The organism is Buchnera aphidicola BCc, from assembly GCF_000090965.1.
In the GTDB taxonomy this organism is placed as follows: Bacteria; Pseudomonadota; Gammaproteobacteria; order Enterobacterales; family Enterobacteriaceae; genus Buchnera_F; species Buchnera_F aphidicola_F.
Genome location: NC_008513.1, coordinates 370,686 through 384,936, shown reverse-complemented (window position 1 = coordinate 384,936; position 14,251 = coordinate 370,686). Strand labels below are relative to the sequence as shown.

The following is a 14,251-nucleotide window of genomic DNA, read 5'->3' as shown; positions in this document are numbered from 1 at the left end:
TTTAATTAGTTCAATATAAATAATAGTTGATATACAATAAATAATAAATTTTTATAAATTTTTTATATGTTTTTTCTTATCCAGCTGTCAAGAATTATTTTAGCTGATATTGAATGTAAGCAATATTTTTTTTTTTTTTTTTTTTCTTTTAAGAATAATAAAGCTTCTGTAGTTGAATAATTTTCATCACATAAAAAAAAATTTATTTTAAATTTTTTTTTTATTTCTTTAGCAAATTTTTTTATTTTTTTATTGATTTTTTTTTTTATTTTATAAGGATATCCTATAACAATATATTTTGGCTTCCACATATTAATTATTATGTTAATTTGATTCCAAAAATTTTTTTTTTTATTATTAAAAATAGATTTTATAGGTGTTGAATAATTTAATTTTGTTTCAGCAATAGCAATACCAATAATTTTAATTCCATAATCAAAACATAAAATAATCATTTTTTAATGTAAGAAAGTATTTATTTTATAAAATTTATGTATATTTTTAGTATATATTTTATTATTATATAATTTTTATATAGTAAATTTATATCATTATTATTTTAATATAATTTAATCTATCATTATATAATAAATATATTATATATTTATTACATTATTAATATAATGATAGAAAAATTTTTAAAATTATTAATTAACATACATAAAATTTATAAATACAAAATAGTATTTTAAAAATATAATAAAAATTTTTAAAATAATTGATAGTTTATATAATTAGTTTTTTATATTTTTATATAAGTATTTTACTTATATTAATATTATTATTCAATATAAATGCTTTTTTATTTTTATTAACAATGATATTTCGTATGAGCGTAATTATCAAATCTAGACCATTGACCATTGAATATTAATCGTATTGTTCCAGTTGGACCATTTCTTTGTTTACCAATAATAATTTCAGCAATTCCTTTTAATTCACTATTTTCATGATATAATTCATCTCTATAAATAAATAGGATTAAATCTGCATCTTGTTCTAATGAACCAGATTCTCTTAAATCTGAATTTACCGGTCTTTTATCTGATCTTTGTTCCAATGATCTATTTAATTGAGACAAAGCAATAATTGGAATATTTAATTCTTTTGCTAATGATTTTAATGTTCTGAAATTCTGCATTTCTAAGGTTCTATTTCCTGATAATGATGGTATTTTAATTAATTGAAGATAATCTATCATAATTAAACTTAGTCCATTATTTTCACGATATATTTTCCGTGAACGTGAACGAACTTCATTAGGTGTAAGACCTGAAGAATCATCAATATAAATATTTTTTTTTTTTAATAAAATTTGCATAGTACTAGATATTCGACTCCATTCTTCATTATTTAATTTTCCTGTTCGAATTTTTGATTGATTAACACGTGATAATGAAGCCAACATACGAATCATAATTTGCTCTCCAGGCATTTCTAAACTAAATATTAAAATTGGTTTTTTATATAACATAGCTGTGTTTTCACATAAATTCATAGCAAATGTAGTTTTTCCCATGGATGGTCTTGCAGCAATTATTATTAAATCAGATTGTTGTAATCCAGATGTTTTTTTATTTAAATCATGATATCCAGTATTTAATCCCGTAATTCCATTATTTGGCTGTTTAATAAGTTTTTCAATAGATTGAATAGTTGAATCAAGAATTGTTTCTATATTTTTAGGTCCATTATTATTTTTTGAACGTATTTCTGAAATTTTAAAAATACTAGATTCAGCATAGTCTAATAATTCCGTACTTTTTCTTCCTTTTGGGTAATACCCTGCATTTGCTATATTATTTGCTGTTAAAATAATTTCTCTAATAATAGCTCTTTCTCTAATAATTTCTGCATATGCTAATATATTTGTAATACTTGGTGTGTTTTTTGAAATTTCAGCTAAATAAGAAAATCTCCCAACATTATTTAATTCTCCTTTTTGTTCTAATGGTTCTGATAATGTGATTAAATCTATGGGAGATCCTTTTTCAATTAGATATTTCATTTCACAAAATATTAACTGATGTTGTCGATTATAAAAATCTTCCATAACAATATATTCAGAAATTATATCCCATTTTTGATTATCTAACATTAATCCTCCTAACACTGATTGTTCAGCTTCTAGTGAATATGGAGGTATTTTGAGTTCTGTTTTTTTATTTATTATTGATTCTATCATAAATAATTGATTCTCTTATATAAATTTTTAAAATATATATAAAATTATTATATAAAATAATTTTTTTGGCATTTAAAATTGATATTTTATAAAAATTTTTATATTTAATAAAAATTATATATTTCAGATATTTTAAAAAATTTAAAATAATAGTAATATGTAGAAAATGTAAAGTTTAGAATAATACAAATATTTTTAAAATTTTTTTTTTTTGATTTAATTTTTTTAAATATTTTCTTATAATATTTAAGTGATTTTTTATTTTTTAAATTTTAAATAATTAAGATTAAAATTTTTTATCAAATAATTTATGTATTTTATTAAATATATCATCTATTTGATTTTTATAAATTGTTTTTTGTATTAATTCATGTTTCCATTTTTTTGCTTGTGGTAGTTTATAAAAAATGTTTAGCATATGTTTTATAATTTTTATTGCAGGAACACCTTTAATAATTTTTTTTTTAATATAATTTGACATTTTTTTTATGAATTTTTTTATTTTTATTTGTTTTTTTTGAAAAAAAATCTTTTTATCAATTTTTCTTAAAAATAATGGATTTTTATATATTTCCCTTCCCATCATTACTCCATCAACATTTTTTAAATGTTCATTAATTTCATTAATTGTTTTTATCCCTCCATTAATAATAATTATTAAATGTGGAAAATCTTTTTTTATTTTATACACATATGAATAATTTAGTAACGGAATATTTCGATTTTTTTTTGGACTATTTATTTGCAAATTAGCAATTCTTGCATGTATAATATATTTTATACAGTAATTATTTTTTGAAACTAATTGAATAAAATTTTTAAGAAATCTATAATTTTTATTTTCATTAGTACCTAATCTAATTTTTATACTAATTTGTATAGGTACAGTTAAATATATAGCTTTAATTAAATTATATACTAAAATAGGATTATTCATTAAATATATACCAAAATTTCCAGATTTAGCTTTTTTAGATGGACAACCAATATTTAAATTTATTTCTTTAAATCCTAGAAAATATGCTTTTTTTGCACATAATGAAAGAAATAGTGGGTTATTTCCTGCTAATTGTATTGCTATAGGATTATTTTTTTTGATTTGTTTTTTTTTAAATAATTTTTTAGAAAATAACATTTTTTGTATAGTTATCATTTCTGTATACAAAAATGTTTTTTTTGTTAGTTGTCTATAAAAATATAAGCAATGTTGATCAGTATATTTAAACATTGGAGCAACTGAGAATTTATTTGAATATTTTTTTTTCATTTTAATATTATTAATTTTAATATAGTGAATATGATATAATATATTTATAATATATAAGAATATCATATTTTTTATTTTTAAATAAATTTAAATTTTTAATTTTATTAAAATATAAAAATTAATATATAAAAAAAAAGTGTATTTAATATTTTAATATTAATATCAATTTAATTAAATTAGAATATTAAAAGTTATTTAATAATTTAATTTTATGATATAATTTTTATTAATTATATTTTTTATATTAATAAAATTTGGATTAAAAGTATGGCAAGTAGAGGTGTAAATAAAGTTATTTTAATTGGTTATTTAGGGCAGGATCCTGATATACGGTATATGCCTAATGGTGGTACTGTAGTTAATATTACTTTAGCTACGTCAGATACATGGAAAGATAAACATACGGGTGAAAATAAAGAAAAAACCGAATGGCATCGAGTTGTTTTATTTGGTAAAATTGCTGAAATTTCCGGTCAATATTTAAAAAAAGGCTCACAAGTTTATATAGAAGGATCATTACAAACACGTAAATGGAAAGATCAAAATGGATTAGATCGTTATACTACGGAGATAGTGGTTAGTGTTACTGGTTCTATGCAAATGTTAGGATCTCGTAATACTAATAATTCTTTTAAATCTTCAGTTAAAAATTCTCAAGATGATTTTTTAAATGATAAAAATACATCTAGAAGTATACATAAAAAAAAATTGTCTGATGATAATTTATTAAAAAATGAATATCAACAACAAAAATCTCATTTAGTAGATTCTACATCTAAAATTGATTTTGATGATGAAGATATTCCTTTTTGATATTGCAGTAAATAATTTTTTTTAATTACTATATTTTGGTATATTATTTTATAATTTTTTGATAAATTTATTAATTATTTTGCAAAAAATCTTAGGATGAGATAAAAATGGTGCATGTCTAGCTTTAGGAATTATATAATAATAATTTTTTTTAATTTTATTTAAATTATTTAAATTATTTGATTTTTTATATATTCTAATTGATATAAGATTATCTAATTCACCATATATTTTTAATGTAGGGATATTTTTAGATAGTATTTTTTTTCTTTGATCAATTTTAGTTAACCATTTATATCCTATTTCAATTGCTTCTTTTTTTGGATTAGGATATTTTTTTAAAAAAGAAAATTTTTTTTTAAAATATAAAAGATTTTTTTTTTTTTTATATAAAATATGTAGATTAATAAAATCATATAAAAATTTTTTATAATTTAAAATTATATCATTTTTTATTTTTTTAAATATTTTTTTCTTTTTTCTTTTTTTTTTCATAAAAAATGGTGTATAAGTTATATAAATAACAGCTAAAATAAAATTTGGATATTTGAAACTTAAATAATGTGCAAATTGTCCACCTAAAGACCAACCTATTAAAATAACTTTTTTTTTTATTTTTTTAAATAAATAATCAGATAATTGATTAAAATTCATTATTGGAAAATCAATATTTTTACCATATCCTGGAAAATCAAGAAAATACAGAGTAAATTTTTTTTTTAAAATTGGAATAATTTTTTTCCATATAAGAGAATTTAATCCCCAACCATGAAAAAATACTAAGTGAATTTTTCCTTTTTCAATAGTAAATAAATTAATTTTTTTTTTTTGATTCATATATAAAATTTGTAAAATGATATAAATATAATTTTTTATATAAATTTATTTTTTTAAAAATAATAATAACATATTATATAGAGAGTTTCTATGATAAAAATTTCTAAAAAAGCAAAAAAATATATTATTAAGTTATTATCAAAACAAGAATTGGGAACTAATATTAGAATTTTTGTAGATTCTCCTGGAACTATGTATGCTGAATGTGGTATGGCATATTGTGACATGAATGATATAGACAAAAAAAATGATCATAAGTTTTCTTTCGATTTTTTTGATGTGTATATACATAAATTAATGCTTCCTTTTTTGAAAGATTCTATTATTGATTTGGTAAAAAATGATTTAGGTACCAAGATAACATTAAAAGCACCATATGCAAAAATATTAAATAAATCAAAAAATTTTTCTCAATTACAAAATAGTATAAAAAATTTTTTGACTACTCAAATAAATCCAAAATTATTATTGCATGGTGGTTCTGTTGCTTTATATGATATTACTGATTCTGGTGTAGTTTTTTTAAAATTTTCTGGAGGTTGTAATGGTTGTTCTATGATAGATATAACCTTAAAAAAAGGAATTGAAAAAAAACTAATTAAGAATTTTCCTGAAATTTCTAGTGTAGAAGATGTTACTCATCATATTTCCGGAAAACATTCATATTATTAATATGTATATTTTTTTTAAAAAAATTAAAATTTATAAAAATATAAATTATTATTTATATAATTAAAATGTAATTATTTAAATTTTATGGTGAGAAAGGGATTCGAACCCTTGATACTATTTTTAGTATACATATTTTCCAAACATGCTCCTTAAACCACTCGGACATCTCACCATTTTATATAATTTTTTTTATGATATAAAAAAATATTTTTAAAATCAACATTTATATTAATTTGTTAAATTTTTTTATTATAATATAATTAATATTTAATATATTTGATATTATTAATATTTTTAAAAATATTTTTTACATAAAAATATTATAAAATATATCATTATTTTTTTGTTCTAGGAATATTTATATGTATATAAAAAAAAAAAAAAATATTTTTTTAGTAGGGCCAATGGGTGCAGGAAAAAGTACTATTGGACGTTTTTTAGCTAAACAATTAAACATGAAATTTTATGATTCTGATATCGAAATTGAGAGAAAAGCTGGGGCAAATATAGATTGGATTTTTGATGTTGAAGGCGAATCAAAATTTCGTATTAGAGAAGAAAAGATGATTAATAAATTAACTAATAAATTTGGTGTAGTATTAGCTACTGGTGGAGGATCTATTTTATCATTAAAATCAAGAAATTTTTTAATTAATAGAGGTTTTGTAATTTATTTACGTACTTCTATTGATGAACAATTAATTAGAACGAATATAGATAAAAATAGACCATTATTATCAAATAATATTAATAAAAATAAAAAATTATTAAGTCAATTATTTAAAATTCGAGATCCATTATATAGAAGTATATCTAATTTTATAGTAGATACTAGTAATAAAAAAGTAAAATTTATTCTATCCAAAATTTTAAGTTATATTTCAAATTTAAATTTTATTTAAAAAAAATACTAATATTAAAAATATTAAATTTCTTAAATTATATTAAAACTGAGTTTATTATGATAGAAACAATACATGTTAATTTAAATAATTATAGTTATAATATATATATTGGTGAATATATATTCAATAATATGTTTATATCATCAATTTTTCTAAAAAATAAAAATAATGTATTAATTACAAATAAAAAAATAGAAAAAAAAATTTTAAAGAATAAAAATCAATATTTTTATAAAATCTTGAATAAAATTCATTATTTTTCTATTAATGATGGGGAAAATTATAAAAATTTATATGAAGTAGAGAAAATTATTTCATTTTTATTAAATAATTTATATGGTAGAGATCTAAATTTAATAGCTCTTGGTGGAGGAGTTATTGGCGATATTACTGGATTCGTTGCTTCTATATTTCAAAGAGGTGTAAATTTTTTTCAAATTCCAACTACTTTATTATCTCAAGTAGATGCATCAATTGGTGGAAAAACAGGAGTAAATCATATTTTAGGTAAAAATATGATTGGTTCTTTTTGGCAACCAAAGGGAGTATTTATAGATATAAAATTTTTATCAACTTTACCTAAAAAAGAATTACTTTCAGGAATCGCAGAAATTATTAAATATGCAATTGTTTTTGATAAAATTTTCTTTATTTGGTTAGAAAATAATTTATTTAAAGTATTAAATTTACAAAAAAAAGAATTATTATATTGTATTAAAAAATGTTGTGAGTTAAAAGTTAAAATTATTGAGAATGATGAAAAAGAAATTGGTAATCGAGTGTTTTTAAATTTAGGTCATAGTTTTGCGCATGCTATAGAAACTTTTACTGGTTATGGAAAATGGTTGCATGGTAATGCAGTTTCTGTTGGAATCATTATGTCATCTTATTTATCTTTTTATTTAAAATATTTAAAAAAATCAGAGTTATTAAACATCATTAACATATTTAATAACATTGGTTTACCTATTATAGGACCTAGTACTATGTTACCTCTTGATTATTTAAAATTAATGATGAGAGATAAGAAGGTTATAAATAAAAATCTTCGACTTGTCATACCAGTATCAATTGGAAAAGTTAAATTAATTTCTTCTATTAAAGAAAATATTTTATTAGATTCTATTACGGCTTGTCAAGAAAGAAGGTTTTTTTCTTAATTTATAAAATTAAATATAAATTTAATATTTATACTATTTTTTGAGAAAAAAATATTTTTAAAAATAAAATTTGTTAAAAATAATAAATAAATATTTTAGAGAAAATAAATGAAAAAATTTTTAATTATTCCATCAATTTTATCTGCAGATTTTTGTTATTTAGGAAATGAATTACATAAGCTTTTACGTGCTGGTTGTCAATTAATTCATTTTGATTTAATGGATAATCATTATGTTCCAAATTTTACTATTGGTCCTATGATATTAAAATCTGTTAAAAATAATAATATTCCCGTTTTTTTTGATGTTCCTTTAATGGCTTCTTCCGGTGATTCTTTAATTCCTTTATTTGCTGATTTAAATGTTAAATTTATTACTATTCATCCTGAAACAACCAATCCTTTACCTAGAACTATACCATTAATTAAAAAAATAGGATGTAACGTTGGTTTAGCTTTAAATCCCTCTACTTCCTTAAATTGTCTTGATTATATTATTAAAGAATTAGATTTAATTTTAGTAATGGCTGTTAATCCCGGTTTTGGAGGTCAAGTTTTTTTAAAAAATACCTTTAAAAAAATTAAACCTATACGTTATTTAATTAATAAAAAAAAAAGTAATATTTTATTATCTGTAGATGGTGGAGTAAATCAATCAAATATTTTAAAAATTATTGATTCTGGAGCAGATTATTTAGTAATTGGAAGTGCAATTTTTAATTTTAAAAATTATTTAAAAACAATAAAAAATTTTCAAAATATTTTTTTTTAATTTTTATTTTTTAAAAATTAAAATATATAATAAAATATTATTAAGGATTTATATATGAAGTTTTCTAAAGAAAAAGAAATTATGTTTACTGGAATTCAACCTTCAGGTAGTTTAACTTTAGGTAATTACTGTGGAACAATGTGTAATTGGTATAATTTACAAAAAAAATATAAATGTTTTTTTTGTATTTCAGATTTACATGCTCTTAATACTATTCAAAAAGCAAGTAAAAAATATAAATTTTTTGACAAAATTCTTGATTTAGTTGCTTTATATTTATCATGTGGAGTTAATCCTAAAAAAAGTATTATTTTTGTTCAATCTCAAGTACATACACATAGTCAGTTATATTGGATTTTGAGTAATTTTACTTATTTCGGGGAATTATCTCGTATGACTCAATTTAAAAAAAAAAAAGAATTATTAAATAATAAAGAAATTGATTTAGCATTATTTTGTTATCCAGTTTTAATGGCAGCAGATATTTTATTATATAAAACAAATTTTGTTTCTATCGGTTTAGATCAAAAACAACATTTAGAATTAGTACAAAATATTGCATATCGTTTTAATCGTATATATAAAGATATTTTTGTTATTCCTAAAATATTAATTAAATCTATTGGATCTAAAATAATGGCGTTACAAGAACCGAAAAAAAAAATGTCAAAATCAGATGTCAATATAAAGAATACAATTTTTTTATTAGATAATATTGATTTAATACGTTTAAAATTACAAAAATCATTAACTGATTCAGATAAATCAGCCAAAATTATATATGATACTCGAAAAAAACCTGGTATTTCTAATTTATTATCAATTTTTTCATCAATTACAAAAAAAACAATTTTTAATTTAGAAAATGAATTTAAATATACAAAATATTCAATTTTTAAAAAAAATTTATCAGATGTTGTATGTGATACAATTTCTAATATACAAAAATCATATTTTTATTTTAGAAAAAATAAAGATTATTTAATTGATATTATTAATTTAGGAAAAAAATATGCATTAAATGATAGTTTAAAAAATTTATTTAAAATTTATAAAAAATTAGGATTTTAATATTAAATATTTTTTTTAAAAAATTAAAATTGTTTTTTAAATTAGATAATTATTTAATATAAATAGATTTTTAATATTATAAAGATTTTTAAATAATGAAAATTTAATATTTTTTTAATAAAAATAATTTTTAAATATAAACAATGTATTTTTTGTTTATTAAAAATAATTTTTTTATGATAAAATTAATTATTATTTTATATAAATTTATTACTTAAAATAAGTATTTTATTTAGTTTTAAATTTTAAATAATTTTTTAAAAAAATTTTTTTTAAAAAAATGGCTATTTATGAATTATTTAATTTTTGTTTGTGCGCCACCATATAGCATGCAAAATTCTATTACTGCTTATATGTTTGCTAAATCTTTATTTTTATTAAATTATCGCGTAAAAAAAGTTTTTTTTTACGCTTCTGGTATTTATAATGCTAATTGTATGATTCCTACTGAAGAAAATGAATTTAATATTTTAAATGAATGGATCAATTTAAAAAAAAAATATAATTTTAAGCTATGTGTATGTCCTAGTGCTGCTTATAAAAGAGGATTATTATCTAATACACATACATCAACTTTAAAGTTAGGATATAAATATAATTTTTTTTCTTCTTCATTTCAATGGATGAGTTTAAGTGAATTATCTTATTCAATTCATGATTATGATCGTATTATACAGTTTTAAATTTTTTATTATATTAAATTTTATGAAATCTATCGCATTTATTTTTTCAAATTCACCATATGGAAATTCTATTAGTAAAGAAGGTCTTGATGTTGTTCTTTCATGTTCTTTAACTACTAAAAAAATTGCACTATTTTTTATTGATGATGGTGTTTTACAATTATTTTTAAATCAAAAACCAGAATATATTAATTCTTATAATTATTCTCTTTCTTTTAAAATTTTGTCATTATATGATATAAAAGATTTTTTTTTTTGTAAATATTCAGCATATAAACGTGGTTTAAAAGAAAATGATAATTTTTTATTACCGGTAAAATTTTTAAATAATATATGTTTGAGAAGAAAAATTAATTCATTTGATTATATTTTGAAATGGTGATACACACATAATATGTTACATATTTTAATAAGTTCTCCATACTCTATCTCTATACCTTCATTATTAATGTTAAGTACTACATTGGATGATTTAATTTGTATTCAAGATGGAGTAATATTAAGTACTATAGTTAAGGACGATATTTTTAAAAAAATATATAAAAATTTTAATTTAATATATTTTTTAAAAAATGATTTATTTGCAAGAGGTTTATTAAAAATAGCAAAAAAAAACAGCTTAATTATAACAGATTATAGTGTTTTTGTTTTATTAACTGCTGGACATAATAAAAGTATTACTTGGTAATTTATTAATTATTTTTTTAAAAATTAATAAATTTAATATAAAATATTTCTAATATTAATTATTATTTAAAATATGATGGATTATATATGTCAACAATTAATCAGTTAGTTCGTTTTTCTAGAGTTCGAAAAGTAACAAAAAGTAATGTTCCAGCTTTATCTAAATGTCCTCAAAAAAGAGGAGTATGTACTAGAGTTTACACTACTACACCTAAAAAACCAAATTCTGCATTAAGAAAGGTATGTCGTGTTCGTTTAACTAATGGTCATGAAGTAACAGCATATATTGGGGGAGAAGGACATAATTTACAAGAACATTCTGTAATTTTAATTCGTGGAGGAAGAGTAAAAGATTTACCTGGAGTGCGTTATCATGTTATTAGAGGTGCTTTAGACTGTTCAGGAGTAAAAGATCGTAAAAAAGGTAGATCTAAGTATGGTGTTAAAAAATTAAAAGTATAAATTATTAAGGAAAAAATATTATGCCACGTCGTCGTATAATAGGACAGCGGAAAATTTTACCTGATCCTAAATTTTCTTCAGAATTATTAGCAAAATTTATAAATATATTAATGATTAATGGAAAAAAATCTATTGCAGAAAATATTGTTTATTCAGCTTTACATCAATTATCAATAAAAGTAAAAAAAAAAGAATTAGATATTTTTATTGCAGCTTTGGATAATGTAAAACCAGTAGTAGAGGTAAAATCACGTCGTGTAGGTGGTTCTACATACCAGGTACCTGTAGAAGTTCGTCCTGTTCGAAGAAATGCTTTAGCTATGCGATGGATCATTGATGCTGCAAGAAAACGTATAGATAGATCTATGTCTATTCGTTTAACAAATGAATTATTAGATGCGTTAGAAAATAAAGGAGCGGCAGTTCGTAAACGAGAAGAAGTACATAAAATGGCTGATGCAAATAAAGCATTTGCACATTATAGATGGTAGTATTATTTAGTATTTTAAAGTAATTTAAATAAATATTTTAGTAAATAAGTATTAAAATATATTAATTAGAGGATGTTTATGGCACGTATAACACCTATTACTCAATATAGAAATATTGGCATTAGTGCACATATTGACGCAGGAAAAACAACTACCACTGAACGTATATTGTTTTATACTGGAGTTAATCATAAATTAGGTGAAGTTCATGATGGTGCAGCTACCATGGATTGGATGGTACAAGAACAAGAAAGAGGAATTACTATTACTTCAGCAGCTACTACTACATTTTGGTCCGGAATGGCTAAACAATTTTTATCGCATAGAATTAACATAATTGATACTCCTGGTCATGTTGATTTTACTATTGAAGTTGAACGATCTATGCGTGTATTAGACGGAGTAGTAATGATTTATTGTGCTGTAGGTGGTGTTCAACCTCAATCAGAAACAGTTTGGAGACAAGCTAATAAATATAAAATTCCAAGAATTGCATTTATTAATAAAATGGATCGAACAGGAGCAGATTTTTTAAAAGTTGTTAATCAAATTAGCACTCGTCTTCATGTTATTTCTGTTCCGATTCAGTTATCTATTGGTTCTGAAGAAAATTTTCAAGGTATAGTAGATTTAGTAAAAATGAAGGCTATAAGATGGTCTGAACATGATCAAGGTATTACTTTTAAATATTATGATATTCCAAAAGATTTATTACAACTCGCTAATAAATGGCATATGAATTTAGTCGAAGTTGCTGCTGAAGCAGATGATGAATTAATGGAAAAATATCTACAATATGATGATTTAGAAGAAAAAGATATTAAAATAGGATTAAGAAAGCGAGCTTTAAATAATGAAATTATTTTGATTACATGTGGTTCAGCTTTTAAGAATAAAGGAGTACAAGCATTATTAGATGCAATTATTGAATATTTACCTTCTCCAAAAGATAGTTATAAAACTAAAAATTTTATAAATCAAAAAGATTCTATTAAAAATTATAGATATGCAGATGATAAACAACCATTTTCTGCATTAGCATTTAAAATTGCTTCTGATTCTTTTGTTGGCAATTTGACTTTTTTTCGTGTTTATTCTGGTATTGTTCGTTCAGGTGATGTAGTTTTAAATTCTGTAAAAGATCATACAGAAAGATTTGGGCGCATTGTGCAAATGCATGCTAATAAAAGAGAGGAAATAAGAGAAGTTCGAGCAGGAGATATTGCTGCTGCAATTGGTTTAAAAAATGTAACTACTGGTGATACTTTATGTGATGTTAATCATCCAATTGTTTTAGAAAAAATGGATTTTCCAGAACCAGTAATTTCAATTGCTGTAGAACCGAAAACTAAAATAGATCAAGAAAAAATGGGTTTATCATTAAATAGATTAGCTAAAGAAGATCCTTCTTTTCGAGTGAGAATAGATCATGAATCTAATCAAACAATAATTTCTGGAATGGGGGAATTACATTTAGAAATTATTATCGATAGAATGAGACGAGAATTTAAAGTAGATGCTAATATAGGAAAACCACAAGTTGCATATCGTGAAACAATTTTAAATAAAATTGAAAATGTTTCAGGAAAATATATTAAACAATCCGGTGGTAGAGGACAGTACGGACATGTTGTAATTGATATTTTTCCTTTAAAACCAAATAAATCAGGATATTTATTTGTTAATGATATAAAAGGTGGTGTAATTCCAGGTGAATATATTTCATCTATTGATAAAGGTATACAAGAACAATTAAAATCTGGACCTTTAGCTGGTTATCCAGTAGTTGATATTGGTGTTCGATTGCATGATGGTTCATATCATGATGTTGATTCTTCAGAATTAGCTTTTAAATTAGCAGCTTCTCATGCTTTTAAATCTGCTTTTAAATTAGCTAATCCTATTTTATTAGAACCTATTATGCATGTTGAAGTAGAAACTCCGGAAGAATATATGGGTGATGTTATTGGTGATATTAATCGACGTCGAGGAATTATTGAAGGAATGGTAGATGATATGATAGGCGGAAAAAGTATTAAAGCTTTTGTTCCATTATCTGAAATGTTTGGATATGCTACTGATTTAAGATCTAAAACTCAAGGTAGAGCATCTTATTCTATGGAATTTTTAAAGTATACTGAAGCTCCTAGAAGTATTTATGATAGTATTGTTTCTACACAATAAAATTTTTTTATAAAAATAAATATTTTAAATAATTAATATTATGTATTAAATTAAGGAATAGTA

The 14,251-nt window shown here is 21.1% G+C and carries 16 protein-coding genes and 1 tRNA gene; 12 read left to right on the top strand and 5 right to left on the bottom strand.

Annotation, left to right across the window (positions count from 1 at the left end; genetic code table 11):
• Window positions 1-62 precede the first annotated feature (62 nt).
• The 3 genes from ruvX to dusA form a co-directional block, all read right to left on the bottom strand.
• Window positions 63-455 (bottom strand): Holliday junction resolvase RuvX, encoded by a 393-nt coding sequence (gene ruvX, locus BCC_RS01835; RefSeq protein WP_011672732.1) that lies wholly within the window; start codon window positions 453-455, stop codon window positions 63-65.
• A gap of 356 nt (window positions 456-811) precedes the next feature.
• Window positions 812-2,185: a replicative DNA helicase gene (gene dnaB, locus BCC_RS01830; RefSeq protein ID WP_011672731.1), complete on the bottom strand. Its 1,374-nt coding sequence runs from the start codon at window positions 2,183-2,185 to the stop codon at window positions 812-814.
• Between the two features lie 286 nt (window positions 2,186-2,471).
• A complete protein-coding gene (gene dusA, locus BCC_RS01825; protein ID WP_148209412.1) occupies window positions 2,472-3,452 on the bottom strand; it encodes a tRNA dihydrouridine(20/20a) synthase DusA in 981 nt (326 codons plus the stop codon).
• Between the two features lie 267 nt (window positions 3,453-3,719).
• Here dusA and ssb point away from each other — a divergent pair, with 267 nt between their 5' ends.
• A complete protein-coding gene (ssb, locus tag BCC_RS01820) occupies window positions 3,720-4,265 on the top strand; it encodes a single-stranded DNA-binding protein (RefSeq protein WP_011672729.1) in 546 nt (181 codons plus the stop codon).
• A gap of 48 nt (window positions 4,266-4,313) precedes the next feature.
• On the opposite strand, the gene BCC_RS01815 is transcribed toward ssb, so the two are convergent.
• On the bottom strand, window positions 4,314-5,102 hold the full coding sequence (locus tag BCC_RS01815) for an alpha/beta fold hydrolase (protein WP_011672728.1): 789 nt from the start codon (window positions 5,100-5,102) through the stop codon (window positions 4,314-4,316).
• A 90-nt stretch (window positions 5,103-5,192) separates the two neighbouring features.
• Between BCC_RS01815 and BCC_RS01810 the strand changes: the two genes are divergently transcribed.
• The gene (locus BCC_RS01810) at window positions 5,193-5,774 is read left to right on the top strand and encodes an NfuA family Fe-S biogenesis protein (protein WP_011672727.1); all 582 of its coding nucleotides are present in this window, start codon (window positions 5,193-5,195) and stop codon (window positions 5,772-5,774) included.
• An 85-nt stretch (window positions 5,775-5,859) separates the two neighbouring features.
• Here BCC_RS01810 and BCC_RS01805 read toward each other — a convergent pair.
• Window positions 5,860-5,946 (bottom strand) — tRNA-Ser (locus tag BCC_RS01805).
• A gap of 196 nt (window positions 5,947-6,142) precedes the next feature.
• On the opposite strand from BCC_RS01805, the gene aroK reads away from it, so the two are divergent.
• The 10 genes from aroK to fusA all read left to right on the top strand — a co-directional run bounded on the left by aroK (window position 6,143) and on the right by fusA (window position 14,188).
• A complete protein-coding gene (aroK, locus tag BCC_RS01800; RefSeq protein WP_041749180.1) occupies window positions 6,143-6,676 on the top strand; it encodes a shikimate kinase AroK in 534 nt (177 codons plus the stop codon).
• A 59-nt stretch (window positions 6,677-6,735) separates the two neighbouring features.
• Window positions 6,736-7,839 carry a 3-dehydroquinate synthase gene (gene aroB, locus BCC_RS01795; protein ID WP_011672725.1) on the top strand — a complete coding sequence of 368 codons (1,104 nt, stop codon included), beginning with the start codon at window positions 6,736-6,738 and terminating at the stop codon, window positions 7,837-7,839.
• 108 nt (window positions 7,840-7,947) lie between these two features.
• Window positions 7,948-8,610, top strand: a complete 663-nt coding sequence (rpe, locus tag BCC_RS01790) for a ribulose-phosphate 3-epimerase (RefSeq protein ID WP_011672724.1) — start codon at window positions 7,948-7,950, stop codon at window positions 8,608-8,610.
• 54 nt (window positions 8,611-8,664) lie between these two features.
• A complete protein-coding gene (gene trpS / locus BCC_RS01785) occupies window positions 8,665-9,681 on the top strand; it encodes a tryptophan--tRNA ligase (RefSeq protein WP_011672723.1) in 1,017 nt (338 codons plus the stop codon).
• Between the two features lie 290 nt (window positions 9,682-9,971).
• Window positions 9,972-10,364 carry a sulfurtransferase complex subunit TusD gene (gene tusD / locus BCC_RS01780; RefSeq protein ID WP_011672722.1) on the top strand — a complete coding sequence of 131 codons (393 nt, stop codon included), beginning with the start codon at window positions 9,972-9,974 and terminating at the stop codon, window positions 10,362-10,364.
• 22 nt (window positions 10,365-10,386) lie between these two features.
• Window positions 10,387-10,746 (top strand): sulfurtransferase complex subunit TusC, encoded by a 360-nt coding sequence (gene tusC, locus BCC_RS01775; RefSeq protein WP_011672721.1) that lies wholly within the window; start codon window positions 10,387-10,389, stop codon window positions 10,744-10,746.
• Between the two features lie 12 nt (window positions 10,747-10,758).
• On the top strand, window positions 10,759-11,052 hold the full coding sequence (gene tusB, locus BCC_RS01770; protein WP_011672720.1) for a sulfurtransferase complex subunit TusB: 294 nt from the start codon (window positions 10,759-10,761) through the stop codon (window positions 11,050-11,052).
• 86 nt (window positions 11,053-11,138) lie between these two features.
• Window positions 11,139-11,513, top strand: coding sequence for a 30S ribosomal protein S12 (gene rpsL / locus BCC_RS01765; RefSeq protein ID WP_011672719.1), 375 nt, complete (start codon window positions 11,139-11,141; stop codon window positions 11,511-11,513).
• 20 nt (window positions 11,514-11,533) lie between these two features.
• Complete coding sequence (gene rpsG, locus BCC_RS01760) at window positions 11,534-12,004, top strand: 30S ribosomal protein S7 (protein ID WP_011672718.1); 471 nt, start codon at window positions 11,534-11,536, stop codon at window positions 12,002-12,004.
• A 78-nt stretch (window positions 12,005-12,082) separates the two neighbouring features.
• Window positions 12,083-14,188 (top strand): elongation factor G, encoded by a 2,106-nt coding sequence (gene fusA, locus BCC_RS01755; RefSeq protein ID WP_011672717.1) that lies wholly within the window; start codon window positions 12,083-12,085, stop codon window positions 14,186-14,188.
• Window positions 14,189-14,251 lie beyond the last annotated feature (63 nt).